The sequence below is a fragment of the Streptomyces sp. NPDC037421 genome (genome assembly GCF_055602105.1).
Window position 1 is genome coordinate 85,745 of sequence record NZ_JBVJWV010000004.1, and the last position, 22,131, is coordinate 107,875.

Annotated in this window: 18 protein-coding genes; 5 read left to right on the forward strand and 13 right to left on the reverse strand. The window is 73.9% G+C overall.

Features of this window, described 5'->3' with window-relative positions; all coding sequences use genetic code 11:
* Window positions 1–357 precede the first annotated feature (357 nt).
* From ACZ7IF_RS07965 to ACZ7IF_RS07995, 7 genes are read right to left on the reverse strand one after another with little or no spacing between them, the layout of a single operon-like run.
* The gene (locus ACZ7IF_RS07965) at window positions 358–1,170 is read right to left on the reverse strand and encodes an HpcH/HpaI aldolase/citrate lyase family protein (RefSeq protein ID WP_470964841.1); all 813 of its coding nucleotides are present in this window, start codon (window positions 1,168–1,170) and stop codon (window positions 358–360) included.
* On the reverse strand, window positions 1,167–2,510 hold the full coding sequence (locus ACZ7IF_RS07970) for a CaiB/BaiF CoA transferase family protein (protein WP_470964844.1): 1,344 nt from the start codon (window positions 2,508–2,510) through the stop codon (window positions 1,167–1,169). Before ACZ7IF_RS07970 ends, ACZ7IF_RS07965 begins: the two co-directional genes overlap by 4 nt.
* Entirely contained in the window at window positions 2,507–3,409 is a 903-nt protein-coding gene (rbsK, locus tag ACZ7IF_RS07975; RefSeq protein WP_470964847.1) for a ribokinase, read from the reverse strand. The genes ACZ7IF_RS07970 and rbsK overlap by 4 nt, the downstream gene beginning before the upstream one ends.
* A complete protein-coding gene (locus ACZ7IF_RS07980) occupies window positions 3,406–4,815 on the reverse strand; it encodes an ADP-ribosylglycohydrolase family protein (RefSeq protein WP_470964850.1) in 1,410 nt (469 codons plus the stop codon). Before ACZ7IF_RS07980 ends, rbsK begins: the two co-directional genes overlap by 4 nt.
* Complete coding sequence (locus tag ACZ7IF_RS07985) at window positions 4,812–5,957, reverse strand: ADP-ribosylglycohydrolase family protein (RefSeq protein WP_470964853.1); 1,146 nt, start codon at window positions 5,955–5,957, stop codon at window positions 4,812–4,814. Before ACZ7IF_RS07985 ends, ACZ7IF_RS07980 begins: the two co-directional genes overlap by 4 nt.
* Before the next feature lie 7 nt (window positions 5,958–5,964).
* Entirely contained in the window at window positions 5,965–7,446 is a 1,482-nt protein-coding gene (locus ACZ7IF_RS07990) for an ADP-ribosylglycohydrolase family protein (RefSeq protein WP_470964856.1), read from the reverse strand.
* Window positions 7,443–8,429: an ADP-ribosylglycohydrolase family protein gene (locus ACZ7IF_RS07995; RefSeq protein ID WP_470964859.1), complete on the reverse strand. Its 987-nt coding sequence runs from the start codon at window positions 8,427–8,429 to the stop codon at window positions 7,443–7,445. The genes ACZ7IF_RS07990 and ACZ7IF_RS07995 overlap by 4 nt, the downstream gene beginning before the upstream one ends.
* Before the next feature lie 281 nt (window positions 8,430–8,710).
* On the opposite strand from ACZ7IF_RS07995, the gene ACZ7IF_RS08000 reads away from it, so the two are divergent.
* From ACZ7IF_RS08000 to ACZ7IF_RS08010, 3 genes are all read left to right on the forward strand, one after another.
* The gene (locus ACZ7IF_RS08000; protein WP_470964861.1) at window positions 8,711–9,442 is read left to right on the forward strand and encodes a VIT1/CCC1 transporter family protein; all 732 of its coding nucleotides are present in this window, start codon (window positions 8,711–8,713) and stop codon (window positions 9,440–9,442) included.
* A 435-nt stretch (window positions 9,443–9,877) separates the two neighbouring features.
* Window positions 9,878–14,416: a glutamate synthase large subunit gene (gene gltB / locus ACZ7IF_RS08005; protein WP_470965525.1), complete on the forward strand. Its 4,539-nt coding sequence runs from the start codon at window positions 9,878–9,880 to the stop codon at window positions 14,414–14,416.
* Complete coding sequence (locus ACZ7IF_RS08010) at window positions 14,409–15,869, forward strand: glutamate synthase subunit beta (protein WP_470964864.1); 1,461 nt, start codon at window positions 14,409–14,411, stop codon at window positions 15,867–15,869. The genes gltB and ACZ7IF_RS08010 overlap by 8 nt, the downstream gene beginning before the upstream one ends.
* A gap of 347 nt (window positions 15,870–16,216) precedes the next feature.
* Here ACZ7IF_RS08010 and ACZ7IF_RS08015 read toward each other — a convergent pair whose 3' ends face one another.
* Together ACZ7IF_RS08015 and ACZ7IF_RS08020 are read right to left on the reverse strand one after the other, a co-directional pair.
* On the reverse strand, window positions 16,217–16,996 hold the full coding sequence (locus ACZ7IF_RS08015) for a GntR family transcriptional regulator (protein ID WP_470964867.1): 780 nt from the start codon (window positions 16,994–16,996) through the stop codon (window positions 16,217–16,219).
* On the reverse strand, window positions 16,993–17,535 hold the full coding sequence (locus ACZ7IF_RS08020; RefSeq protein WP_470964870.1) for a GntR family transcriptional regulator: 543 nt from the start codon (window positions 17,533–17,535) through the stop codon (window positions 16,993–16,995). The genes ACZ7IF_RS08015 and ACZ7IF_RS08020 overlap by 4 nt, the downstream gene beginning before the upstream one ends.
* 149 nt (window positions 17,536–17,684) lie before the next feature.
* Here ACZ7IF_RS08020 and ACZ7IF_RS08025 point away from each other — a divergent pair, with 149 nt between their 5' ends.
* Complete coding sequence (locus tag ACZ7IF_RS08025) at window positions 17,685–18,074, forward strand: ATP-binding protein (RefSeq protein ID WP_470964873.1); 390 nt, start codon at window positions 17,685–17,687, stop codon at window positions 18,072–18,074.
* A 68-nt stretch (window positions 18,075–18,142) separates the two neighbouring features.
* Here ACZ7IF_RS08025 and ACZ7IF_RS08030 read toward each other — a convergent pair whose 3' ends face one another.
* On the reverse strand, window positions 18,143–18,553 hold the full coding sequence (locus ACZ7IF_RS08030; RefSeq protein WP_470964876.1) for a hypothetical protein: 411 nt from the start codon (window positions 18,551–18,553) through the stop codon (window positions 18,143–18,145).
* Between the two features lie 144 nt (window positions 18,554–18,697).
* On the opposite strand from ACZ7IF_RS08030, the gene ACZ7IF_RS08035 reads away from it, so the two are divergent.
* A complete protein-coding gene (locus tag ACZ7IF_RS08035) occupies window positions 18,698–19,978 on the forward strand; it encodes a glycoside hydrolase domain-containing protein (protein WP_470964879.1) in 1,281 nt (426 codons plus the stop codon).
* Here the strand turns inward: ACZ7IF_RS08035 and ACZ7IF_RS08040 are convergent.
* From ACZ7IF_RS08040 to ACZ7IF_RS08050, 3 genes are all read right to left on the reverse strand, one after another.
* On the reverse strand, window positions 19,971–20,480 hold the full coding sequence (locus ACZ7IF_RS08040; protein ID WP_470964882.1) for a pyridoxamine 5'-phosphate oxidase family protein: 510 nt from the start codon (window positions 20,478–20,480) through the stop codon (window positions 19,971–19,973). The genes ACZ7IF_RS08035 and ACZ7IF_RS08040 overlap by 8 nt on opposite strands.
* Before the next feature lie 36 nt (window positions 20,481–20,516).
* Window positions 20,517–21,245 carry a VWA domain-containing protein gene (locus ACZ7IF_RS08045; protein WP_470964885.1) on the reverse strand — a complete coding sequence of 243 codons (729 nt, stop codon included), beginning with the start codon at window positions 21,243–21,245 and terminating at the stop codon, window positions 20,517–20,519.
* Window positions 21,246–21,412: 167 nt separating this feature from the next.
* Entirely contained in the window at window positions 21,413–22,051 is a 639-nt protein-coding gene (locus ACZ7IF_RS08050; RefSeq protein ID WP_470964889.1) for a PadR family transcriptional regulator, read from the reverse strand.
* Between the last annotated feature and the right edge of the window lie 80 nt (window positions 22,052–22,131).

Genomic DNA, 22,131 nt, shown 5'->3' on the forward strand with positions numbered 1-22,131 from the left:
AAGAAACAGACCAGCCGAAAAGGGGAGGAGGAGAAAAAGAAAGAAGGAAGCGGTAGGGGGGGGGGGGGCACGCCTCCCCCCCCCCCCCCCTCCGGCGTGTCCGGCCCGTGCCGGCTCCGTGTGGCCGCCGCTGCGCGGAGCGGTCCCCTGCCCGTCCTTCCACCGTTCCCGCCCTCAATCGCCGGGCGCGGCTACGGACACGGCGCTACCGCGCCCGCGCCTCAAACGCCGGCGAGGCTGGAGGTGGGGCTCTTCCAGCCCCGCCGGTGTTTGAGGCGAGAACGGTTGAAGGGCGGGGAGGGGCGAGCCCCGCGCAGCCGGGGAGGCCGCCTGCGGGCGAGCCGCGCGGGCGGCGCGTCAGGAAGGCGTGCGCTGGGAGAGGGACAGGGTGCGGTGGGCGGCGGCCACCACCGCGGGGTCGACGAAGCGGCCGTCCGGGAGCGCGAGCGCCCCCGGCGTGGCGCGGGCGGCGGTGACGATCTCCTTGGCGGCGGTGATCTCCTCCGGCCCGGGGAGGTAGGCCCGCTCGATCACCGGGAGCTGGCGGGGGTGGATCGCCGCACGGCCCAGGAAGCCCAGCGCCCGGCCCCGCGCGCAGGAGGCGGCCAGCGCCTCCAGGTCCCGGATGTCCGGGAAGACCGACTGCGCCGGCGGTGCCAGCCCGGCGGCCCGGGCCCCCACGACGACCCTGGAACGCGGCCAGTCCAGCCCGCTCTCCGCGCAGACGCCGAGGTCCGCGCAGAGGTCCGCCTCGCCCAGCGTCAGCCCCTGCAGGGAAGGGTGGGCGCGCGCGATCTCGTACGCCCTCTCCACCCCCAGCGCGGACTCCAGCAGCGCGTACAGCGCCACCCCTCCGGTGCGGTCCGCGACCCGGGTGATCTGTTCCGGCGCGTCGATCTTCGGCAGCCGCAGTCCCGCGAGCCCGTGCAGCCGGGCCAGCGCGGTGAGGTCGGCGCCCGACCAGGGGGAGCCGAGGGCGTTCACGCGGACGTGGACGGGGAGCGGCGGGCGCTCGGTCAGCAGTTCGGCGGTGGCCGCGCGGGCGTACTCCTTGCGCGAGGCCGACACCGAGTCCTCGAGGTCGACGATGACGGCGTCGGCCCCGCTGCGCAGGGCCTTGGCCACCACCTCCGGGCGGTCCCCGGGTGCGTAGAGCCAGGTCAGGATCACAGGGCCCCCTCCAGGCGGAGAGCGGAGATCTCGGCCCCGGTCAGGCCGAGCTCGGTCAGGACGGATTCGGTGTCCGCGCCGTGCGGGCGGCCGGCCCAGCGGATCCCGCCGGGGGTCTCGGACAGCCGGAAGAGGACGTTCTGCATCTTGAGCGGGCCGAGTTCGGGGTCCTCGACCTCGGTCACCGTGTCGAGGGCCGCGAACTGCGGATCGGCCATCACGTCCCGGACGTCGTAGACCAGGGCGACGGCGGCCTCGGCCTCCTCGAAGGCCGCGACCACCTCGTCGGCCTTGTGCCGGGCGATCCAGCCGCCGACCGCCTCGTCGAGGACCTCCGCGTGCGCGGCCCGCCCGGAACCGGTCGCGAACCAGGGCTCGGCGATCAGCTCGCCCCGGCCGACGAGGCGCAGCACGCGCTCCGCGACCGACTGGGCCGAGGCGGACACCGCCAGCCAGCGGCCGTCCGCGCTGCGGTAGGTGTTGCGGGGGGCGTTGTTGGCGGAGCGGTTGCCGGTGCGGGGCTGGACGTAGCCGAGCTGGTCGTACCAGAGGGGGTGCGGTCCGAGGACGGTCAGGATCGGCTCGATGATCGCCAGGTCGACCACTTGGCCGTGTCCGGTCCGGTCCCGCCCGGCGAGCGCGGTCATCACCGCGTACGCGCAGGTCAGCGCGGCGATGGAGTCCGCGAGGCCGAAGGGCGGCAGGGTCGGCGGGCCGTCCGGCTCCCCGGTGATCGCGGCGAAGCCGCTCATCGCCTCGGCCAGGGTGCCGAAGCCCGGCCGGTGGGCGTACGGGCCCTGCTGGCCGAAGGCCGTGACGCGGGCCAGGACGAGGCGCGGGTTGGCGGCCGACAGCTCGGGCCAGCCCAGGCCCCACTTCTCCAGGGTGCCGGGGCGGAAGTTCTCCACGACCACGTCGGCGGTGGCGGCCAGCCGCAGCAGGGTGTCCCGGCCGCCGGGCGTGGACAGGTCGAGGGTCATCGTCCGCTTGTTCCGCCCGAGCAGCTTCCACCACAGCCCGACCCCGTCCTTGGCGGGCCCGTGCCCCCGGGAGGGGTCGGGCCGGTGCGGGTGCTCGACCTTCACCACCTCGGCGCCGAAGTCCCCGAGCAGGGTGGCGGCGAGCGGCCCGGCGAACAGGGTGGCCAGGTCGAGTACGCGCAGCCCCGCCAGCGGGCCGGACGACGGCGTCGGGGCCTGATGCGGGGTGGTCCGCTGCGAGCCGGGCGGCCGGGCGGCGGCCGGCCCGCCGCCCGCTCGGGCCGCGTCCGTCCGCGCCGCGTCCGTCCGCGCCGTGCCGGCCGCGGTCGTGTCGGCCGGTGGCGCGTCCGCAGGCGTCATGACTCCGCCCCGCCCGCGCCCCGGTCCACTTCGGCGCGGGTCGGCATCGAGTCCTGCGCCCCGGGCCGCTGGACGGACAGCGCAGCCGCCACCGAGGCCCAGGACAGCGCCTCGGGCATGGCCCGCCCCTCCCCGAGCGCCACCGCGAGCGCCCCGACGAAGGTGTCCCCGGCGGCGGTGGTGTCCACCGCCCGCACCCGGGGGGCCGCCACCGTGAGCGGCTCGCGCCCCCGGGCCGCGTACAGGCAGCCGGCCGCGCCCAGGGTGACCACCACCTCCGGCACCTCGCGCAGCAGCGCCTCCGCGGCCCGGTGCGGGTCGGTGAGCCCGGTGAGGGCGGCGGCCTCGTGCTCGTTCGGGACCAGCAGGTCGGTGGCGGCGAGCAGCCCGGCCGGCAGCGGCTGTGCGGGGGCCGGGGTGAGGACCGTGCGGACGCCGTGGGCGCGGGCGGCCTCCGCGCCGGCGAGGACGGCCTCCAGGGGGAGTTCCAGCTGGAGCAGCAGGCAGTCGGCGGCGCCGATCCGCGACGCGTCGCCCGCCTCCAGGCCGGTGACGCGGGCGTTGGCGCCGGGGATGACGATGATGCTGTTCCCGCCCTCGTCGTCGACGGTGATGTGCGCGGTGCCGCTCGCGCCCTCGACGGTGCGCAGCGCGGCGGTCTCGACCCCGGCCGAGGCCAGCCCGGCCCGCAGCCGTACGCCGAACTCGTCCGCCCCGACCGCGCCGATCATCACCACCTCCCCGCCGAGGCGGGCGGCGGCCACCGCCTGGTTGGCGCCCTTGCCGCCGGGGGCCGTGCGGAACTCCCGTCCGGTGACGGTCTCCCCGAGCCGTGGGGCCTTGGGCACGTAGGCGACGAGGTCCATGTTGGTACTGCCGAGCACGGCGATGGCCGTCATGAGCGGGTTGCCTCCTGGGTGGTGAGGTGGGCGAGGGTGTCGAAGCCGATGCCGTCGAAGCCGGCGACGGTGGTGGCGAGGCGGTTCTTGAGCGGTGCGGTCCAGCGCTCCGGGATCCGGTCGGGGGACCCGGCCAGGAGCCCGGCGACCGAGCCGGCGGTGGCGCCGTTGGAGTCGGTGTCCCAGCCGCCGGACACCGCGCGGCAGACGGAGCGGGTGAAGTCCCCGTCGGCGTGGGTGAGGGCGGCGGCGATGAGGGCGGTGTTGGGGACCGCGTGCACCCAGTGGTAGTGGCCGTAGCGGGCGTGCAGCAGGTCCACGACCCGGTCGAAGCAGGCCTCCTCGCGGGCGGTGCGGATCCCGAAGCGGACGGCCCCGGCGAGCCGCGATCCGGGCGGTACGACGGCCAGCCCGGCCCGCAGCGCGCCGTGCACGTCGGTCCGGCCGCCGGCCGCCTCGGCGATGGCGGCGGCGGCGAAGAGGGCGGCGTGGACCCCGCCGGCGGTGTGGCTGAGGGTGGCGTCCCGCCAGGCCTGCTCGGCGGCGGCGGCCGGGTCGCCGGGGTTGGTCCAGCCGTGGACGTCGGCGCGGATGAGGGCGCCGATCCACTCGCGGAAGGGGTTGTGGTGGGTGGCGGTGAGCGGGGGCTCCAGCCCCTGGAGCAGGTTGCGGTAGGCGACGCGCTCGGCGGTGAAGGTGCGGCCGGCGGGGAGCTCGTCGAGCCAGAGCCGGGCCAGGTCGGCGGTGGTGAAGCCCTTGCCGTGCCGCTGGAGCAGCAGCAGGCCGAGGAGGGGGTGGTCCAGGTCGTCGTCCTCGGGCGCGCCGTCGATGTTCTCGGCGAGCGAGGTGGGCGCGGAGCGGCGGTTCCACGGGTACGCGGCCAGCAGCTCCGCGGGGACGCCGCGCGCGGTGAACCAGTCGTCCAGCGGCCAGTTCCCGGCGGCGCGGGCGAGGGCCCGGATGCCGTCCAGGGGGAGCTTCTCGACGGGTTTGCCGAGTACGCAGCCGACGGCCCGGCCGACCCAGGCGGCCTCCAGCCTGCGGCGCAGCCCGGGGTGCGGGGAGGCGCCGCGCGGTGGCGGGGACGCGGGCCAGCCGGCCCGGATGGCCGGCCACGCGGTGGGCTCCGCGCCCGCCGTGGGGACGGGGAGGTCCGCGAGCCCGTCCAGCAGGCGGGTGGCGAGCGCGCGCAGGTCCGGCGCGGCGGGGGAGGGCGAGGCCCCGGCCCGGGCGGGGGCGGGGCTGCCGCCCGCCGCGAGCCAGGCGGCGAGGGCCGGGCCGGGGTCGCGGCCGTCCTCCGCGGCCTGGCGCAGCTCGTGGCCGACCAGGTCCTCGGGCTGGACCCAGGTGAGCCGTACGGGGGCCGGGGCGGCGGTGGCCGGGCCTCCGGCGCGGGAGCCCGTCACCGGGGTGAGGCGATGGCGTCGAAAGCGGCCTCGTGCGCGCGGCGGCGGGACCGGTCCCGGTCGAAGACCTCCCGGGCCACGGCGGCCAGCGCCGCCGCCGGGGCGTGCAGGTCGAGCCGGCTGGCCTCGGCGACCTGCTTGGCCCATGCGGCCGGCACGGCGGACTCCCCGCCCAGGGCGCCGGCGACCGCCCCGGCCATGGTGGCGATGGAGTCGCAGTCGCGGCCGTAGTTGACGGCGCCGAGCACGGAGCCCTCGTACCGGCCGTCCGCGACCAGCAGCATGCCGAGGGCGACGGGGAGTTCCTCGATGGAGTGCAGGCGCGAGGGACGCCGGGCGCCGAGGGAGGGCGTGCGGTAGTCCGGCCCGACCGAGTCGTACGGAGCCACGGCCGCCCGCAGCGGTGCGAGCGCGGACTCGAAGTCCCGGTACCGCAGCGCGGCTTCGCGTACCGCCGCGATCGCTTCGCGGGTGCCGTCCTTGGCCAGCGCCAGCGCGGTGTCCACCACCGTCGCCGCCGTCGCGCCCGGGGCACAGGCCGCCGCGACCGCCGCCGCGAAGACACCCGCGGCCTCGCGCCCGTACGAGGACTGGTGCGCGCCCGCGACGTCCAGCGCCTCGGCGTAGGCGGCGGCCGGATTGCCCGCGTTGACCAGACCGACCGGCGCCATGTACATCGCCGCACCGCAGTTGACGATGTTGCCGGTGCCGGCCTCGCGGGGGTCCGCGTGCGCGTAGTGCAGCCGGGTCACGATCCACTTCTCGGCGAGGAAGATCCGCTGGAGGGGCAGGGCCTCGGCCTCCAGCTCGGGGATCCAGCGGGGGGTGCCCATCAGGTCCGGCACGAGGTGCTCGGCGACCGCGTAGGCGTCCAGGTGGTCGCGTACGGACGCGTAGACCCGTACCAGCGCGTGCGTCATGAGGGTGTCGTCGGTGACGTGGCCGTCGCCCTTGTGGTACGGCGCGATGGGCCGGGCGGTGCGCCAGTCCTCGTACCAGGGGCCGACGATGCCGTGCACGCGGCCGCCGTGCCGTTCGGCGATCTGCTCCGGGGACCACCCCTCCACCGGCCCGCCGAGGGCGTCGCCCACGGCGGCGCCGACGAGAGCGCCCGAGAACCGGTCCTCCAGTGTGAGGGTCATGCCCGAATCATCCCTTCGGTGAGGTGAGTTCCGTACGCGAGAGCAGTGCGGCGAGTTCGACGAGGTCGGTTCCGGCCAGCCGGGGCAGGGCGCAGCCGGAGAGGGTGCGGCAGGCCTCGCGCCAGGCGGCGGGGAGGGAGTCGCCGCCGCCGAGGGCGCCGGTGAGGGCGCCCGCGAGGGCGGGGGCGGAGTCGGCGACGCGGGAGAGGCAGGCGGCGGCCGGGACGGCCTCGCAGACCTCTCCGCGGGCGGCGGTGGCGAGGGCGAGGGCGACGGGGACGGTCTCGGCGGCGGCGATGCCGTAGCTGTAGACGTGGTCGACGATCTGGTGCTCCAGCAAAGGGACGAGGGCGAAGGCGCCGCCGGTCTCCGCGCGGGCGAGTTTGACGGCGTGCCGGGCGTTGCGGCCGATCTCGGTGGGTGCGGGCAGCTGTGCGAGCGCGGCGTCGACGGCGGTGTCGGTGTCCGCCCCGGCGAGGGCGGCGGCGACGGCGGCGGCCACGGCGCGGGCGCCGTGGACCCCGTCGCCGTCCTGGGTGTAGCGGGCGTCGAACTCGGCGAGGTCCGCGGCCGCGTGGGGGTCGCCGGGGTGCACGACGGCGAGTACGCAGGCGCGGACGCAGGCGGCGTCGTCGAAGTAGTGCGGGTTGTCGTGGCCGGTGGCGGGCGGGCGCAGGCCGGCGGCGAGGTTGCCGAGCCCGGCGCGTACGGAGATGCGGGCGCGCATCGGCAGGACGGCCGACTCGACCTCGGGGGCCCGTTCCGCGGCGGCGGCGACCTCGCTGGCGAGGGCGTTCCAGGCGAGGTCGATGGCGGCGCGCATGCGGCGGGACCGGGAGAGGTCGCTGAGCAGCACCCCGGCGGCGGTGAGTACGGATTCGGCGGCGAAGGCGGCCCATTCGGCGTCGTCGGAGGGGCCGAGGCGCAGCGGTTCGGGGGGCTGGTTGAGGGCGATGGGGACGGGGAGGGTGGTGGTGGCGTTCTGCTCGGCGAAGGTGTCGAGCTCGCGGGTGAGGCGGCGGGTCCACTCGGGCATCCGGCTGGCCCGGTGCCGGGCGGCGGGCCAGCCGGCGGCGTCGCCCGCGGCGAGGCCGAGGAGCAGCCCCTCGATCCGCCGGGGCGCCCGCGGCGGGATGGCGGGGGTACGGCTGGCCTCCGGCGGTGGGGCCGGTGCGGTACGCGGCTCCGTGCCGGGCACCCGCGGCGGTGGGGCGGGGGTACGCGGCTCCGTGCGCGGGGTCCGGCCGGGGGTGGTGGCCGGGGGCGCCGCCGCAGGGGCCCCGCCTCCGGCGGGCACGGCCGGCGCGGGCGCGGCGGCCCCGGCCTCCGGAGTGGGCGGCGGTGCGGTGCCGGCGGTCACGGCCGCCGGCGGCTCGGCCCGGCCGGCCGGTGCCGGTCCCCCGGCCCCCGGGGGCCGGGGGAGGCCGGGGGTTTCGGGGGTGGGGCCGGCCGGGGCGGGGGAGTCGGTGAGGGCGGTGTGCCGGGTCATCGGGCGGGCTCGGTTTCCGGGGTGAGGAGGTCCGCGATGTCCAGGACGTGGTAGCCGCGCATCGAGGGGAGGCAGCTGCCCCGGACCGGGCCGATGGCCGAGGCCCAGGCGGCGGGGATCTCGGCGGCGCCCGACAGGGCGCCGGCCAGGGCGCCCGCCACCGCCGCGGTGGTGTCGGCGTCCCGGCCCATGTTCACCGCGGTGAGGACCGAGGCCGGGAAGTCGCCCGCGCAGGCGGCGAAGGCGCCGAAGGCCAGGCCCACCGCCTCCGGGGCCAGGTCCGTCCACGGGTAGCCGCCGATGACGACCGCCGAGCGCACCGCCCGCTCCCCGCGCGGGGCGGCGGTCACCGCGCGGCGCAGCGAGCGGGCCGTCCAGGAGTCGGACGGGATGACGGACAGGGCCGCCGAGACCACCGAGGCGGGGGACCCGCCGGCCATGGCGGCCGCGACCCCGGCGGCGACGGCCTGGCCGCCGTAGATGCCCTCCCCCTCGTGGCTGACCGTGCCGTCGATCGCGACGAGGCGGGCCGCCTCCGCCGGGCGGCCCGCCGCGAACACCCCGAAGGGGGCCGCCCGCATCGCCAGGCCGTCCGACCAGGCGTGCCGGTGCTGTGCCGAGATCGGTGCCGCCAGGCCCCGGCGGAGGTTCTCCAGGGTGCCGCGCTCCGAGAAGCCCGCGCCGCGGAAGGGGCCCTCGTCCAGGTCGGCGATCCAGTGGTGCCAGGCGCGTTCGACGTGCGCGACGGTCAGGGCGGAGCCGTGCCGGGCCAGCAGCAGGCCGGAGAAGATCGCGTACTCGGTGTCGTCCGTGCCCGCCGGGTCGTCCGAGACGAAGCCCTCGATCCGGCCCCACTTCGCCCGGATCTCCGACGGCTTCATGTTCTCCGCGGGGGCGCCCAGCGCGTCACCCACCGCGAGGCCGAGAAGTGCGCCCCTGGCCCGTTCGAGGAGGACCTGCGGATTGCATGCAATCAGCTCCATGGGGCGCCTCTCCACTTGGTGGGGGACTCATCATGAGCCCTTGGGGGATTTGTGCCATGGCATGAGGTTTGTCGGTCGCCGCGAAACGCCCCCCGCCCGCCCCCGTCACCCGGTCGCCGACCCGCGAAACCCCAGGTAAGTACGGCCTTCCTTGCTGGCGGGAGCCAGAAATCGTGCGTACTTTCGAGGTGTTCAGGGGGAGTGCCCCGCGCCGGGCACAGCTGCGCGTCGCTTTCGCGTACCCGCTCGTACCCATTCGTACAAAAGGGGAGATACGCCGCATGTCCATCATCGACATCGAAGCGCCGCTGCACACCGCCCACCGCGACAACCACACCCACCGCGACGTCAACGGCGGATGGCTGCGGCCGGCCGTCTTCGGTGCCATGGACGGGCTCGTCTCCAACCTGGCCCTGATGACCGGTGTGGCCGGCGGTGCGGTGGCCCCCGCGACGATCGTCATCACCGGCCTCGCCGGTCTCGCGGCCGGTGCGTTCTCGATGGCGGCCGGTGAGTACACCTCCGTCGCCTCGCAGCGCGAGCTGGTCCTCGCCGAGCTGGACGTGGAGCGCCAGCAGCTGCGCAAGCACCCCGTCGACGAGATGGAGGAGCTGGCCGAGCTCTACGTCTCGCGCGGTGTCGAGCCGGCACTCGCCCGCGATGTCGCGATGCAGCTCTCGCGCGACCCGGACCAGGCGCTGGAGATCCACGCCCGCGAGGAGCTCGGGATCGACCCCGACGACCTGCCCTCGCCGCTGGTCGCCGCCGTGTCGTCCTTCGGCTCCTTCGCGCTGGGCGCGCTGCTCCCCGTACTGCCCTACCTGCTCGGGGCGACCGCCCTGTGGCCGGCCGTGCTGCTGGCGCTCGTCGGGCTCTTCGTCTGCGGTGCGGTGGTCTCGCGGGTCACGGCCCGGTCGTGGTGGTACAGCGGTATGCGCCAGCTCGTCCTGGGTGGCGCCGCCGCGGGTGTGACGTACATCCTGGGAACCTGGATCGGCGGCGCCATAGGCTAACGGCCGCGGGAGTGAGACACTATGCAGCACGCAACATAAGTAGTCCGTTACCCGGTGGTTTCGATTCCGTGACCGCTGGGCATCAGACCAGGGCGCCGGGCAATGATGCCCGTCTCGCGCCGGGACCTTCACCCCGTGTTGTGCCCAGCAGAAGCCCCCAGCAGAGGACCTGCAGAGTTGCAGGAGTCCTCGCCAGAAGCGTCTGCGACCCGAGAATCCCTTGAAGGTCCCTTCTTTCTGCCTCGCGCAGTGTCCGCATGCTGGAATGTGATATCCGGTTCTCGGAATTGCCGTCATCATGTAACCTGCACGAACTTTCGCAGAGGGCCAACGTCGTCCCTCGGCTAGCACATTGCCACGACGACGACGGGAGAGCCGATGCGTTCCGCATCCACGCACTCCGCGACCGGCCTCAGCAACACCGCCTGGTCGCCCATGGACGGTCGCCCCGCCCAGCAGGGCATGTACGACCCGCGCAACGAGAAGGACGCCTGCGGCGTCGGATTCGTGGCGAACCTCACCGGCGAGGCCACCCACACACTCGTTGAGCAGGCCCTGACCGTACTGCGGAACCTCGAGCACCGCGGCGCCACCGGCTCCGAGCCGGACTCCGGCGACGGCGCCGGCATCCTGTCCCAGGTACCGGACGCCTTCCTGCGCGAGGTCGCGGGCTTCGACCTCCCCGAGGCCGGCGCGTACGCCGTCGGCATCGCCTTCCTCCCCGCCGACGGCACCGCACAGGCCGTCGCCGTGGAGCAGATCGAGGCCATCGCCGCCGAGGAGGACCTCACGGTCCTCGGCTGGCGCGAGGTCCCGGTCACCCCGGACCTGCTCGGCAACGGCGCGCGCACCACCATGCCCGCGTTCTCCCAGCTGTTCGTGTCCAACGGCACGACCGGCATCGAGCTGGACCGCAAGGCCTTCGTCCTGCGCAAGCGCGCCGAGCGCGAGGCCGGCGTCTACTTCCCGTCGCTCTCCGCCCGCACCATCGTCTACAAGGGCATGCTGACCACCGGCCAGCTGGAGCCCTTCTTCCCGGACCTCTCCGACCGCCGCTTCGCCTCGGCGCTCGCCCTGGTCCACTCCCGGTTCTCGACGAACACCTTCCCGTCCTGGCCGCTCGCCCACCCGTACCGCTTCGTCGCGCACAACGGCGAGATCAACACGGTCAAGGGCAACCGGAACTGGATGAAGGCCCGCGAGTCCCAGCTGGCGACCGCCGCGTTCGGCGAGGGCGCCCTGGACCGCATCTTCCCGATCTGCACCCCGGACGCCTCCGACTCGGCCTCCTTCGACGAGGTCCTGGAGCTGCTCCACCTCGGCGGCCGGTCGCTGCCGCACAGCGTGCTGATGATGATCCCGGAGGCGTGGGAGAACCACACCTCCATGGACCCGGCCCGCCGCGCGTTCTACCAGTACCACTCCACGATGATGGAGCCCTGGGACGGCCCGGCCTGCGTCACCTTCACCGACGGCACCCAGGTCGGCGCGGTCCTCGACCGCAACGGCCTGCGCCCCGGCCGCTACTGGGTCACCGACGACGGCCTCGTCGTCCTCGGCTCCGAGGTCGGCGTCCTCGACATCGACCCGTCCAAGGTCGTCCGCAAGGGCCGCCTTCAGCCCGGCAAGATGTTCCTCGTCGACACCGCGCAGAAGCGCATCGTCGAGGACGACGAGATCAAGGACGAGCTGGCCGCCGCCGCCCCCTACGCGGAGTGGCTGGAGACCGGCGAGATCGAGCTGACGGACCTGCCCGAGCGCGAGCACATCGTGCACACCCACGCCTCGGTCACCCGCCGCCAGCAGACCTTCGGCTACACCGAGGAAGAGCTGCGCGTCATCATCGCGCCCATGGCCCGCACGGCCGGCGAAGCCCTCGGCTCCATGGGTACGGACTCGCCCATCGCCGCCCTGTCCGAGCGCCCCCGGCTGCTCTTCGACTACTTCACGCAGCTCTTCGCGCAGGTCACCAACCCGCCGCTGGACGCCATCCGCGAGGAGCTCGTCACCTCGCTGCTGTCCTCGATCGGCCCGCAGTCCAACCTGCTGGAGCCGACCGCCGCGTCCTGCCGCAGCGTCACCCTGCCCTTCCCGGTGATCGACAACGACGAGCTCGCCAAGCTCATCCACATCAACGCCGACGGCGACATGCCGGGCATGAAGGCCGCCACCCTGTCGGGCCTCTACCGGGTCTCCGGCGGCGGCGAGGCCCTCGCCGCCCGGATCGAGGAGATCCGCACCGAGGCCGACGCGGCCATCGCGGCCGGCGCCCGCCTGATCGTCCTGTCGGACCGCCACTCGGACGCCGAGCACGCGCCGATCCCGTCGCTGCTGCTCACCTCCGCCGTGCACCACCACCTCATCGCCACCAAGCAGCGCACCCAGGTGGGCCTGCTGGTCGAGGCCGGCGACGTCCGCGAGGTCCACCACGTCGCCCTGCTCATCGGCTACGGCGCCGCGGCCGTCAACCCGTACCTGGCCATGGAGTCCGTCGAGGACCTGCTGCGCGCCGGCACCTTCCTGTCCGGCCTGGAGCCGGAGCAGGCCATCAAGAACCTGATCTACGCCCTCGGCAAGGGCGTCCTGAAGGTCATGTCGAAGATGGGCATCTCCACCGTCGCCTCCTACCGCGGCGCCCAGGTCTTCGAGGCCGTCGGCCTGGACGAGGAGTTCGTCGGCACGTACTTCGCGGGTACCGCCACCAAGATCGGCGGCGCCGGCCTGGACGTCGTGGCCAAGGAGGTGGCCGCCCGTCACGCCAAGGCGTACCCGGCCTCAGGCGTCCCCGCCACGCACCGCGCGCTGGAGATCGGCGGCGAGTACCAGTGGCGCCGCGAGGGCGAGCCGCACCTGTTCGACCCGGAGACGGTCTTCCGCCTCCAGCACGCGACCCGCAACCGCCGGTACGACATCTTCCGCAAGTACACGGACCGCGTGAACGAGCAGTCCGAGCGCCTGATGACGCTCCGCGGCCTGTTCGGCTTCAAGTCCGACCGCCCGTCGATCTCCATCGACGAGGTCGAGCCGGTCTCCGAGATCGTCAAGCGCTTCTCCACCGGCGCCATGTCGTACGGCTCCATCTCCAAGGAGGCGCACGAGACCCTCGCCATCGCCATGAACCAGCTGGGCGCCAAGTCCAACACCGGTGAGGGCGGCGAGGACCCGGACCGCCTGTACGACCCGGCGCGCCGCTCCTCCATCAAGCAGGTCGCCTCCGGCCGCTTCGGTGTCACGAGCGAGTACCTGGTCAACGCGGACGACATCCAGATCAAGATGGCGCAGGGCGCCAAGCCCGGCGAGGGCGGCCAGCTGCCCGGCCACAAGGTCTACCCGTGGGTCGCCAAGACGCGTCACTCGACGCCCGGCGTCGGCCTGATCTCCCCGCCGCCGCACCACGACATCTACTCCATCGAGGACCTGGCCCAGCTGATCCACGACCTCAAGAACGCCAACCCGGTCGCCCGCATCCACGTGAAGCTGGTCTCCGAGGTCGGCGTCGGTACGGTCGCGGCCGGTGTGTCCAAGGCCCACGCGGACGTCGTCCTGATCTCCGGCCACGACGGCGGTACGGGCGCCTCCCCGCTCACCTCGCTCAAGCACGCGGGCGGCCCCTGGGAGCTCGGCCTCGCCGAGACGCAGCAGACCCTGCTGCTCAACGGGCTGCGCGACCGCATCGTGGTCCAGACGGACGGCCAGCTCAAGACCGGCCGCGACGTGGTCATCGCCGCGCTGCTCGGCGCCGAGGAGTTCGGTTTCGCGACCGCGCCGCTCGTCGTCTCCGGCTGCGTCATGATGCGCGTCTGCCACCTGGACACCTGCCCCGTCGGCATCGCCACGCAGAACCCGGTCCTGCGCGACCGCTTCTCCGGCAAGCCCGAGTTCGTCGTCAACTTCTTCGAGTTCATCGCGGAGGAGGTGCGCGAGCTCCTCGCCGAGCTGGGCTTCCGCACGATCGAGGAGGCCGTCGGCCACGCCGAGCTCCTCGACACCAGCAAGGCCGTCACGCACTGGAAGGCCCAGGGCCTCGACCTGGAGCCCCTCTTCTACGTGCCCGAGCTGCCCGAGGGCGCGGTCCGCCACGCCCTGATCGAGCAGGACCACGGTCTGGAGAAGGCCCTCGACAACGAGCTCATCGAGCTCGCGGCCGACGCGCTGAACGCGGACTCCGCCGAGACGGCCCAGCCGGTCCGCGCCCGGGTCGCGATCCGCAACATCAACCGGACCGTCGGCACCATGCTCGGCCACCACGTCACCAAGAAGTTCGGCGGCGCGGGCCTGCCCGACAACACGATCGACCTGACCTTCACCGGTTCGGCCGGCCAGTCCTTCGGCGCCTTCCTGCCGAGCGGTGTCACCCTGCGCCTGGAGGGCGACGCCAACGACTACGTCGGCAAGGGCCTCTCCGGCGGCCGCGTCGTGGTCCGCCCGGACCGCGCCGCCGACCACCTCGCCGAGTACTCCACCATCGCCGGCAACACCATCGGCTACGGAGCCACCGGCGGCGAGATGTTCCTGCGCGGCCGCACCGGCGAACGCTTCTGCGTCCGCAACTCCGGCGCCCTGGTCGTCTCGGAGGGCGTGGGCGACCACGGCTGCGAGTACATGACCGGCGGTACGGCGGTCGTCCTCGGCGAGACGGGCCGCAACTTCGCGGCCGGCATGTCGGGCGGCGTCGCGTACGTCATCGACCTCGACCCCCGCCAGGTCAACGCCGGCAACGCGGAGGCCGTCGAGGCCCCCTCCGACGCCGACAAGCAGTGGCTGCACGATGTGGTGCGCCGCCACGAGGAGGAGACCGGCTCGACCGTGGCCGCGAAGCTCCTGGCTGACTGGGACGCCGCCGCGGCCCGGTTCAGCAAGATCATCCCGACCACGTACAAGGCAGTGCTCGCCGCCAAGGACGCCGCTGAGCTGGCCGGACTCTCCGAGTCCGAGACCACCGAGAAGATGATGGAGGCGGCGACCAATGGCTGACCCGAAGGGCTTCCTCACCACCCCGCGCGAGACCGCCTGCACCCGTCCCGTGGCCGAACGCCTCAAGGACTGGAACGAGGTCTACGTCCCGGGCTCGCTGCTCCCGATCATCAGCAAGCAGGCCGGCCGCTGCATGGACTGCGGCATCCCGTTCTGCCACAACGGCTGCCCGCTCGGGAACCTGATCCCGGAGTGGAACGACTACGCGTACCGCGAGGACTGGACGGCCGCGTCGGAGCGCCTCCACGCCACGAACAACTTCCCGGAGTTCACCGGGCGGCTGTGCCCGGCCCCCTGCGAGTCGGCGTGCGTCCTCGGCATCAACCAGCCGGCCGTCACGATCAAGAACGTCGAAGTCTCGATCATCGACCAGGCCTGGGACAACGGCGACGTCACCCCGCAGGCGCCCGAGCGCCTGTCCGGCAAGACCGTGGCCGTCATCGGCTCCGGCCCGGCCGGCCTGGCCGCCGCCCAGCAGCTGACCCGGGCCGGCCACACCGTGGTGGTGTACGAGCGCGCCGACCGCATCGGCGGCCTGCTGCGCTACGGCATCCCCGAGTTCAAGATGGAGAAGGTGCACATCAACCGCCGCATCGAGCAGATGCGCGCGGAGGGCACCAAGTTCCGCACCGGCATCGAGGTCGGCCGCGACATCACGGCGACCGACCTGCGCAAGCGCTTCGACGCGGTCGTCGTCGCGGCGGGCGCCACGGTCTCCCGCGACCTGCCGGTCCCGGGCCGCGACCTCAAGGGCATCCACTTCGCGATGGAGTACCTCCCCCTCGCGAACAAGGTCCAGGAGGGCGACTTCCTGGCCCCGCCGATCACCGCCGAGGGCAAGCACGTCGTCGTCATCGGCGGCGGCGACACCGGCGCGGACTGCGTGGGCACCGCCCACCGCCAGGGCGCCCTCTCGGTCACCCAGCTGGAAATCATGCCGCGTCCGTCGGAGGACCGCCCGGAGTCCATGCCGTGGCCGACCTTCCCGATGCTGTACAAGGTCACCTCGGCCCACGAGGAGGGCGGCGAGCGGATCTACTCCGTCTCCACCACCCACTTCGAGGGCGACGAGGACGGCAACGTCCAGGCCCTGCACCTGGTCGAGGTCTCCTTCGAGGGCGGCAAGCTGGTCCAGAAGCCCGGCACCGAGCGGGTCCTCCCGGCCCAGCTGGTCACCCTGGCGATGGGCTTCACCGGCACCGACCAGGCCAACGGTCTGGTCGAGCAGTTCGGCGTGAACCTGGACGAGCGGGGCAACATCGCCCGCGACGCCTCGTACGCCACCAACGCCGACGGCGTCTTCGTCGCCGGCGACGCGGGCCGCGGCCAGTCGCTCATCGTGTGGGCCATCGCGGAGGGCCGCTCGGCCGCCCGCGGCGTGGACCGCTACCTGACCGGCACCAGCGCCCTCCCGTACCCGGTCAAGCCGACGGACCGCTCCCTGATGGTGTAGCCGTCAGCCCCCGCCCGTGAGGGCGGGGGCCGAGCAGCGCCCTCGCCGCGCGAACGGCGGGACCCCTCATACGGTCCGTACAACGGCGTACGGAACTCCGACCCGCGCCCGCCACGACTCCTTCTGGATGCCGGGCTCGCACCGTTCGGCCGCTGGCGGCCTCCCGGGCTTCGCCCGGCTGCGCCGGCCTCCGGCCGTCGGTGCGGGGCCCGTGTCACTGGTAGCGCCCTCGCCGCGCGAACGGCGGGACCCCTCATGCGGTCCGTACAACGGCGTACGGAACTCCGACCCGCGCCCGCCACGTCCCCGACCAGGGGTGGCGGGCGCGGTGGCGTTCGGGGGCCGGGCTATTCGGGGGCGAACTCGTACTGGAGCTCGTAGAGGTGCCCCGCCTTGACCATGACCGTGACCTCGATGGGGTGGTCGTCGGGGCCGTACACCGTGCGCAGTGTCCGGAGCACCGGCAGCTCACCAGGCAGCCGCAGGGCGGCGTGCTGCTCCTGGGTCGCGACCCGGGCCGAAACCCGGTCGACGCTGCGGCGCGGCGGGAAGCCGAGCTCGGTCAACAGGCTCGGAGTACCGCCCTTGATCCGCTGCTCCTCGGCCAGCGCTGTGCCACTCGCGATGTCCAGCGGGTAGTACGAGGTGACCAGTTCGGCCGGCTCGCCGTCGACGCTGATCAGCTGGAGACGGCACAGCGCCGAGCCGCCCTCCGGCAGGCCGATGGCCTCCGCCACGTCGCCGGTGACCGGCACCTCCCCGACGGCCAGCAGCGAGCTGCGCGCGGCCGACAGGCCTTCGGTCACCTCGAAGAGCCAGGGAAACGCGGCTCCGGCGGTCGCCGGTGCGAGGGAGCGCGCCGGGCGTACGGTCCGCTGGCGGTTCTCCCGCACGGTCACCGCCGCGCCCGCGCGGCCGATGGCCAGGCCCTCGGCCTTGAGGAGCTGGACGGCCTTCTGGATCGTGGCGTTGGACGCGTCGAAGCGGGTCTTCAGCTGAGCGGTGGACGGAAGCTTGGCTCCTGCTGCGAGATCGCCGCTCATGATCTCGTCCCGGAGGTCGGCGGCGATGCGGGCGTGAAGGGGCCGGGGGTCGAGGCCCTCAGTTCCGGGCATGGGCAAATTCATCCGATCCTGATCTCGTACCGCAGCTGCTGGCGTCCGGCGGGCATCACCATCACGTCCGCCTGGATCGGGTGACCCGCCGAGTCGTACGTGGTGCGGGCGAGTTGCAGGACCGGTTCCCCCACGCCGAGTCGAAGCTGCTCGCGCTCCTCGTCGCTGGGCGTACGGGCGGTCACGTTCTCGACGACCCGTACGCCGACGTGGCCGAGCGCGGCCAGCAGTGTCACGGCGCCGCCGCGGATCTTGGCAGTGCCGGCCAGCGGGGTGCCTCCGGCAATGCCGGCCGGGTAGTAGGTGTCCGTCAACTCGGTCGGCTCGTCGTCGAGTTCGATGATCCGGCGGCGTACGACGACGGCGTCCCCGTCCGTCAGGCCGAGCATCAGGGCCACAGGGGCCGGGGCCGGTGCCTCTCCGGCGTGCACGATGCGCTGGCTTCCCCGCCGACCGGCCCCTCGGGCCTCGTCGGTCCAGGCGTCAGTGTCTCCGGCGGCACGTGGAGTCAGGTACGGCATCGACGTACTGGTCCACTCGCCGCTGTCCACGATGCCTCCCACGCGTCAGATGTGTTGCCCCACCCCCACGTTATGCGACGGCGTCGACCGAACCCACCCTCGCGAACCTTGCTGGCTTTCGCGAATAGCGATACGGTCTGTGTGGCCTTGGGAGCTCAGAGTGAAGGCGGTGGGGTGCGGTGTCCTTCGTCAGGCAGCAGCGATTCCCCCGGGCGCGCGCCTCAGTGCGTGCCGCCCGGCAGTTCGTAGGCGACACGCTCGCGGAGTGGGCTGTGTTCGAGCGGCGGGACGACATACGGCTCTGTGTCTCCGAACTCGCCGCGAATGCAGTTCTGCACGGTGTCCCCATGGGGCGAGAGTTCGCTGTGCGTCTCCTAAGGGAAGGGGCAGTGTTGTGGATCGAGGTGCGCGACAGCGGGCCGGGTCGCCCCCTCGTCCGCCGCCCCTCCACTGATGCACAGGCGGGCCGTGGCCTGTGGCTGGTGTCGGAGCTCGCGGACGAGTGCGAGATCCGAGATGAAAAGGTCGGCAAAACGGTCTGCGTTGCCTTCAAACTGTCGGACGGCTGACGCCGCGGCTGGGCTGCCGCAGCGCCCGTCGCCCCGGTCGGGGGCGGGCGCTGCGGTGCTCGTCGGTGCTACTCCGGCTGGACTACGACCGCGCCCCAGCGTATGGACGGGGACGAGGCGGTCACTGTGGCGCCGAAGCCGCCCGAGAGGGCGGTGCCCAGGGGGACGGTGGTGCGGGTCGGGGAGTTCGGGGCGCAGGTCAGGGTGAAGGGGGCCGGGTTGCGGTCCGGGTGGTTGTCGAGGACGAAGGTCACCTCGATCCTGCCCTCGCCCTCGCAGGCGAAGGTGGTGTAGGTGTCCAGGTGTGCGTTGAGGCCGCCCGAGACGAAGCCGCTGGAGCCGGTGACCTCCGGCACCCAGATCACGCCGTCGGGGCCCGGGTAGCCGATCAGTTCGTCCGCCGCCGAGGCCTGTCCCGCGCCCGTGGTCAGTGCGAGTGCCGCCGCGAGTGCTGCGATGGTGAGTGCCTTGTGTGTCATGTCTCCCCCTTGGGTGCCGAGTGCCGATGGGACGGCCGTTTCACGGTAGGCGGTGGCACTGACAGTGACCCCGCGTAGCCCGGACGGGGCAAGCGGGGGGTGTCGCGGGGGAGTTGGCGGGGGGTAGGGGGGAGCGTGGGGGCCATGCCCTCACGAACCCTGTTGCGCTGGCTGCTGGGCGCCGCCCTGTTGATGCCGCTCGCGCCGGCCGCGGCCGCCACCGGCGACGGGCCGCCCGTCGAGTACCGCGGGCTGCGCCTGACCCTGCCCGCCGACTGGCGGGTCGTCGACCTGGAGCGGGAACCCGGCGCCTGCCTGCGGCTCGACCGGCCCACCCTGTACCTCGGGCACGCCGGCACCCAGGCCGACTGCTCCGGCCGCCGGGCCGTCGCCACCCGCGCCGACACCCTGCACCTGGAGCCCCTCGACGGGGCCCCGGCACGCGCCGACGTCCCCACCCTCACCGTGGACGGCGGGTCCGCGCTGCCGCCCGCCGAGGGCGACAGCGGAGAGGTGCGGTACGCCCTGCGTGGGCCGGGGGTGATGGCCACCCTGTCGTACGGGGCCGGGCCCGCAGCCGTACGCGGGCTGCTGGCGCGGGCCGTCCCCGGCGGGACCCGCACCCCCGCCGCCCCCGCCCCAGCCGCCCCGCGGCCGGCCGACGTCGTCGCGCAGCGGGCCGTCACCGGGGAGGGCTTCGACGCCTGTACCGCCCCGCCGCAGCGCTCCATGGACGCCTGGCGCACCGCCTCCCCCTTCGGCGCGGTCGGCGTCTACATCGGCGGCCGCGCCCGCGCCTGCGCCCAGCCGCAGCTGACGGCCGGCTGGATCCGCAAGCAGGCCGCCGCCGGCTGGCACCTGATGCCGATCTGGGTCGGACCGCAGCCCTGGCACAGCTCCACCACTGGCCTGTCCACCGACCCCTCCGAGGCGAACGAGCAGGGCAAGGAGGCCGCCGACGGCGCGGTCGGGGCGGCCCGTGCCCTCGGCCTCGCCGAGGGCACCCTCCTCTACAACGACCTGGAGAACTACGGCGACCGCACCACCTGGGACGCACCGGTCGTCGCCTACCTCACGGCCTGGACGGTACGGCTGCACGAGCTGGGCTACCGCTCGGCGGCCTACGTCGCCGCCAGCTCCGGTGCCAAGGCGCTCAGCGCCCACCACCACCAGGCCCCGCACGCCATGCCGGACGTGCTGTGGGTGGCCCAGTGGAACGGCGGGGCCTCCGTCACCGACGCCGACATGGGCCTGCCCAAGGGCAAGGCGCTGTGGACCGGCCCGCGCCGGGCCCACCAGTTCCGGGGCGACCACGACGCCTCGTACGGCGGGGTGACCATCAACATCGACCGCAGCTGGGTGGACGTGGATCCGGCCGCCCTCACGCCGGCCGCCGGTCCCGCCGCCGTCCCGCGCTTCAGCTAGCCGGCTCCTCGCGCGGCGGCTCGTCGTCGTTGCCCCGGCGCAGGACCCGGGTCCCGCGCGCCGGGGTCCACGACCGGACCACCAGCTCCTCGCCGTCCACCGCGATGTGCACCACCTCGGTCAGGTCGGCGTGGAAGAGGTGGAAGGGGTGCGGGGAGTCGGTCTCCTCCGCGTACCGGTGCAGCTCGGGCGGGTCCACGATCTCCACCGCCCTTCCGGAGATCCGCACGTCTCCGTCGGGCATCGCCATGCCCTCGCCCGGATTGGTGTGCAGGGCGAAGCGGGGGTCGCGCTGGAGGTCGCGGGCCTTCATCGAGCCCGCCATCATGCCGAGCCACAGCTCCCCGCCGCGGAAGTCGACGTTGAGCCCGGCCACCCGGGGCGAGCCGTCCTTGCGCAGGGTGGCCAGGACGTGGTGCGGGTACCGCGCGAAGCGGGCCCGCACGGCCGCCGCGAACTCGGGTTCCGCCTTCTCGAACGCTGCCCAGTTGTTCGTCGTCATGCGTCCATCAAAGCGCGCACCACCGGCGGCGGCCGGTCAGGCGCGCACGATGCCCGCCGCGCGCGCCGCCGCCAGCCAGGCGGGGAACTCGGCGACGAGCCGGTCGTACAGCTCGGAGTCCGGGACGGCGCGCGGTTCGGGGCCGGCGTGGAAGTAGCCCGCGTTGTCCACGACCCGCTTGCCGGGTACGGGGAGTTCGTCGAGGCGGCGAAGGAAGTCGAACTGGGTGCTGCGCGTGTTGCCGAAGCCGACGAACTGCCAGAACAGCGGCAGCCGGGCCGCCTTGCACAGGTACTTCTCGGCGGCGGCCTTGTTGACCGGGCCGCCGTCCGTCTGGAAGACGACCAGGGCCGGATCGGCCGAGCCCGAGTCGAGGTAGTGGTCGATGACCGCGTCCATCGCCAGGTGGTAGGAGGTCTTGCCCATGTGGCCGAGACGGGCCGCCATCGCGGTGACCCGCCCCTCGTGGCCCGCCAGGGTGACCTCCTCGACCGCGTCGACCTCGGTGGAGAAGAACACCACCGGGACGCGGCCGTCGGTGTCGAGGTGCGCCGAGAGGCCGAGGATCCGGTCGGCGAAGGCCTGCACGCTGCCGTCGTCGTAGTACGGGCGCATGGACCCGGAGTAGTCCAGGACCAGGTACACCGAGGCGCGCCCGCCCTCCAGGCCGTGCTTGCGGAGGGAGACGCCGGCGCTCTTGTACAGGTTCACGAGCGCCGGGGCCGCCTCCTCGACCTTGCGGAGGTTGATCGCGCTGCCCGTCATGCAGCCGAGGGTACGTCAGGAGCCGGGCACCCGGCCCAGGTGCGGTACGGGGCTCAGCGCGCGGCCCGGCTCCGCCATGGCCACCCCAGTCTCGGCGGCTCCGCGGCCCGGCCCGCCGTACTCCTCCGGCACCGCGACGGGGCGCCGTTGCTGCGGTTCCGGCGCCCCTACGGGCGGTTGGCGGAGCCCTCGCCGACGGCGCGGGCCGCCTCCAGTGCGTCGATGTCCTCCAGCATGGCGGCCGCGAGGTCGCGCTCGGAGGTGTAGTACCGCTCGGCCCACTTGAGCGTCAGGGCGGGGTACGCCCAGGCCGCCTCGTCCTTGGCGGCCTCGACGTCCGCCTCCGCGCGCCGCCGCATGTCCTCCGCGAACTCCTGGTGCCGGTGCAGCACTTCGCGCATCTGCTCCGGCTCCAGCAGGTGGCCCAGCCACAGCCGCAGCATCGGCCCGTGCTTGAGCACCGGCGGGTCGACCGGCGCCTCGCGCGCCCAGGTCCGTACGGCGGCCATGCCCGCGTCGGTGATCCGGTAGACGCGCTTGTCGCGGGTGCCGGTGTCCTGGGCGACCATCCGCGAGGAGGCGTAGCCGGCCTTCTCCAGCCGCTTGAGCTCGCTGTAGATCTGGCTGAAGGACGGGCTCCAGTAGAAGAAGCGCAGCGACCGGTCCGACCACTTCTTCAGGTCGTAGCCGGAGAGTTCCTCGCCGAAGGAGAGCAGCCCGAGGACCGCCCAGCTGGTCGCGGGGAGGGTGCGCGGGTTCGTCCCCGCCGCCGTCTGCTCTGCCGTCTCGGCCGTCTCGTCTGCCACGCAGCGCAGTCTACGACCGGTCCCGCGGCGGCCTTCCCCCTGTGGGATATGGCTGCTAGAAGTATTTCTGTTCGCAATAG

Coding starts and splice junctions, on each gene's coding strand:
- ACZ7IF_RS07970 (WP_470964844.1), bottom strand. CDS start 2,510: ATGACGCCTGCGGACGCGCCACCGGCCGACACGACCGCGGCCGGCACG.
- rbsK (WP_470964847.1), bottom strand. CDS start 3,409: ATGACGGCCATCGCCGTGCTCGGCAGTACCAACATGGACCTCGTCGCC.
- ACZ7IF_RS07985 (WP_470964853.1), bottom strand. CDS start 5,957: ATGACCCTCACACTGGAGGACCGGTTCTCGGGCGCTCTCGTCGGCGCC.
- ACZ7IF_RS07990 (WP_470964856.1), bottom strand. CDS start 7,446: ATGACCCGGCACACCGCCCTCACCGACTCCCCCGCCCCGGCCGGCCCC.
- ACZ7IF_RS07995 (WP_470964859.1), bottom strand. CDS start 8,429: ATGGAGCTGATTGCATGCAATCCGCAGGTCCTCCTCGAACGGGCCAGG.
- ACZ7IF_RS08000 (WP_470964861.1), top strand. CDS start 8,711: ATGTCCATCATCGACATCGAAGCGCCGCTGCACACCGCCCACCGCGAC.
- gltB (WP_470965525.1), top strand. CDS start 9,878: ATGGACGGTCGCCCCGCCCAGCAGGGCATGTACGACCCGCGCAACGAG.
- ACZ7IF_RS08010 (WP_470964864.1), top strand. CDS start 14,409: ATGGCTGACCCGAAGGGCTTCCTCACCACCCCGCGCGAGACCGCCTGC.
- ACZ7IF_RS08015 (WP_470964867.1), bottom strand. CDS start 16,996: ATGAATTTGCCCATGCCCGGAACTGAGGGCCTCGACCCCCGGCCCCTT.
- ACZ7IF_RS08030 (WP_470964876.1), bottom strand. CDS start 18,553: ATGACACACAAGGCACTCACCATCGCAGCACTCGCGGCGGCACTCGCA.
- ACZ7IF_RS08035 (WP_470964879.1), top strand. CDS start 18,698: ATGCCCTCACGAACCCTGTTGCGCTGGCTGCTGGGCGCCGCCCTGTTG.
- ACZ7IF_RS08040 (WP_470964882.1), bottom strand. CDS start 20,480: ATGACGACGAACAACTGGGCAGCGTTCGAGAAGGCGGAACCCGAGTTC.
- ACZ7IF_RS08045 (WP_470964885.1), bottom strand. CDS start 21,245: ATGACGGGCAGCGCGATCAACCTCCGCAAGGTCGAGGAGGCGGCCCCG.